This window comes from Moorena sp. SIO3I6 (genome assembly GCF_010672095.1).
The window spans coordinates 1-3,144 of sequence record NZ_JAAHHU010000494.1 but is presented as its reverse complement, the minus strand read 5'-3'; the positions used below and the strand labels follow the sequence as shown (position 1 = coordinate 3,144).

Here is a 3,144-nt window from a genome sequence, read left to right as displayed (position 1 = left end):
TGGCAAGATGTCTGTTCCACATTCGATTCCCATTCTACCCACTGGGTCAAACAGCTTTAATCAGATGCATCCTGAAGTAGAGAGCGATCGCATCTGAAGCAAGCTTTACAGATAGAGTAAAAAATAGAGTAAAAAAATACTTTCGCGCCCCTTGGTGGGCAGTGGCTAATGAGCTCTTCACCAACCTTGCCAATTTCGGTAGTTTGCCACTGCCCACCCTACGATTCTTTACAGATAGAGTAAAAAATAGAGTAAAAAAATACTTTCGCGCCCCTTGGTGGGCAGTGGCTAATGAGCTCTTCACCAACCTTGCCAATTTCGGTAGTTTGCCACTGCCCACCCTACGATTCGGCACTTCTTGCAATTAGTTTCTGTCTGGTGGGCAGTCGCTGATCATCGCTTCACGGGTGCTGGCCAATTTCAGACAACAGCCACTGCCCACCCTACGATTATCCCGATTCCCGATTCTAAATTCTAAATTCTAAATTCTAACTTCTAACTTCTAACTTCTAACTCCCGGTTCGCCCATTTTTTCGGGAGTTATAAGAAAGGCTACTCAGGAGTAAAAGATTGACCATCAAGTTGAGTATAAATAGTAGTTGAAAACCCAAGTAGAACAAGAAGACGCTGCTGTAAAGGAGAAAGAGCAGTCAAATGGGTATAAACTTCATTTTTTACCTCAATTACTACCAAGGTAATTTCCTTGAACGCAGCCAGAATTCTTTCAGCAGTAGGACGGGCAGTTTTTCGTTTGGGTAACCCACCATAAAGTCCAGTTAGCTTTTCCTGATTTTTCCCGAGATGGCGACGCACCTGAAACTCCAGAAGGGTCAAGACGCGCAAACCAATTGAAAGTAGTCGAATTAAACCTGTAACATGGTCTTCACGCTGCAAATAAATTGGTGTCAAAGAAAGTGGGAATCCCTTAAGTCTGGCAAATCCTCGTTCAGTTAAATACTCGTCTCTGTAGGCGCGAACAGCTTGCTTCAAAGAAAATTGTTCCGGATTCTGATTGGTCACATAAACTCGCCAACCTAAGAGTTTTTTTTCCTGGTCTACCGCCTCTTTATCAATTTTAAAATCCAGGTTTATGGATAGTTCTTCTACTGTTTGAGATGCTCGTTCTAGATATCGTATTTTCACTTTTTGGACTCGTTTGATTTGAAGAGCGATTTGAAACATTCCAGTGGTACGGTACCGTTTGATAATCTTGGCTACAGCCGATTCCCATTCCTCAAGTGAAGTGAATTTTTTCTTACCACGACGGGGAATTTTCAGTTGTTCTAGAGCATCAGAGGTTTTTTGTAGGCGCTGGTTTAATTTTTTTTCTTCCGCTTGTACAATGGCAAATGACCGGACTACTAATTGTCGCTCATCCCAAGATATATCTTGAGCGTCGTTAACTTGAATTTTTTGATGAACTTTTCGTTCAAAACCCTCAGCAATATCTCGATTTTTTCCATCAGCATAGTCGTAGTCTATAGCTGTCAGGTCTTGCTTGTCATTCCAAACTGGTTGAAGATATTCAATTAATTTTTCCCGAGTTACTTGTTTGGCATTTAAAGGGCAAAGATAAAAATCTCCACCGGATACAATCTCAGTTCTCGTCGCCATTGATGCCATTTTACAGTCGCCAATATATAGTAATCCTGACTGTTGTAGCGTTGAGCGGACTCTTTCAATTGCGGGAATATATAATGGGTCGTCGGCTTTTTCTCCTGATAATATTTCCGTCGCTATTGGCATTCCTAAAGGGTCTAATGTTGACAACATTATTTTGACTTGTGCCAAGTCCGGACGATGGTCAATGCTCGGACCCCATTGAAATAACCCTTCGGGATTAACCCCACAGTGACTTGAAGCAGTTGTACTATCTAAACGTACTCGTTCTGGCTGTATATTATATACTTGCAGTAGACTGCTGTAGAGTTCCTTCTCAAAAGAGTACCAGTTTCTATCACAGTTAAAGTAACGTAGTACTGCCTCTAAGCGATCATCCGTAAGGTCGAGTTCACGTAACCCTTCCCCGACAAATCTTTTCAATGTTTCTAATCCTTTGGAAGCCCAGGCTTGAACCTGATTTAAACGGTGGTCTGCTTGGGATAATATATGTGCTAACCAAATTACTGCTACCTCCCCAAGGCTTTGACCTTTCCAATTTCCGTGTGTGGGGAAGTGCTTGTCTAGTAGCTTTTGTACTCCCATCTGCTCTATTTGTGTTAAGAGTACGGGGATATCATCGACTCGTTCGTTTGTGATTATCGGTTCAAATGCCATAACAACCAATATATCCTGATTTGCTTGTGGTTGGGATTATGTCTTTTGGTATACTTGGCGCTGCTTATTTTTTTAGTAGTTCTGAAAATCCCCCACAAAACCGAAATCCATACACCATCATGGGTTTTTGCTATCTTGGCCTAATTATCTTCAAACCACAGACTTCACTACACAGACTTCACTGTTAAAACTTGCCTTCGTCAAGGGTGGCCATCGGCCAATCGCCCTTTGTGCAGTTCCGACGCCGGAAAATCCCAGCCCGTCTGCTCAGTGCATTTGTACCATACTCGAGACCTCTGATTCAATCCTTCAGCTTTTTCTAACTCGATTTAAAATAGGCGAACCGGGAGTTCTAACTTCTAAGGTTTTGCAATTAGTTCCTGTCTGGTGGGCAGTCGCTGATGATAGCTTCACGGCTGCTAGCCAATTTCAGGCAACAGCCACTGCCCACCCTACGATTCTTGATAGATAGACTTAAAAAAGTTCTTGTCTGGTGGGCAGTCGCTGATCATCGCTTCACGGCTGCTGGCCAATTTCAGGCAACAGCCACTGCCCACCCTACGATTCTTGATAGATAGACTTAAAAAAGTTCTTGTCTGGTGGGCAGTCGCTGATCATCGCTTCACGGCTGCTAGCCAATTTCAGGCAACAGCCACTGCCCACCCTACGATTCTTGATAGATAGACTTAAAAAAGTTCTTGTCTGGTGGGCAGTCGCTGATCATCGCTTCACGGCTGCTGGCCAATTTCAGGCAACAGCCACTGCCCACCCTACGATTCTTGATAGATAGACTTAAAAAAGTTCCTGTCTGGTGGGCAGTGGCTGATCATCGCTTCACGGCTGCTAGCCAATTTCAGGCAACAGCCA

General features: G+C 43.5%; 3 protein-coding genes. 2 read left to right on the top strand and 1 reads right to left on the bottom strand.

The genetic code is table 11. The features are described from left to right. Positions 1 to 161 precede the first annotated feature (161 nt). A complete protein-coding gene (locus F6K49_RS38505) occupies positions 162 to 368 on the top strand; it encodes a hypothetical protein (RefSeq protein ID WP_293105672.1) in 207 nt (68 codons plus the stop codon). Positions 369 to 552: 184 nt separating this feature from the next. On the opposite strand, the gene F6K49_RS38500 is transcribed toward F6K49_RS38505, so the two are convergent. Further along, complete coding sequence (locus F6K49_RS38500; RefSeq protein ID WP_293105669.1) at positions 553 to 2,277, bottom strand: IS1634 family transposase; 1,725 nt, start codon at positions 2,275 to 2,277, stop codon at positions 553 to 555. A gap of 401 nt (positions 2,278 to 2,678) precedes the next feature. On the opposite strand from F6K49_RS38500, the gene F6K49_RS38495 reads away from it, so the two are divergent. Further along, a complete protein-coding gene (locus F6K49_RS38495; protein ID WP_293105666.1) occupies positions 2,679 to 2,855 on the top strand; it encodes a hypothetical protein in 177 nt (58 codons plus the stop codon). The last annotated feature ends 289 nt before the right edge of the window (positions 2,856 to 3,144 follow it).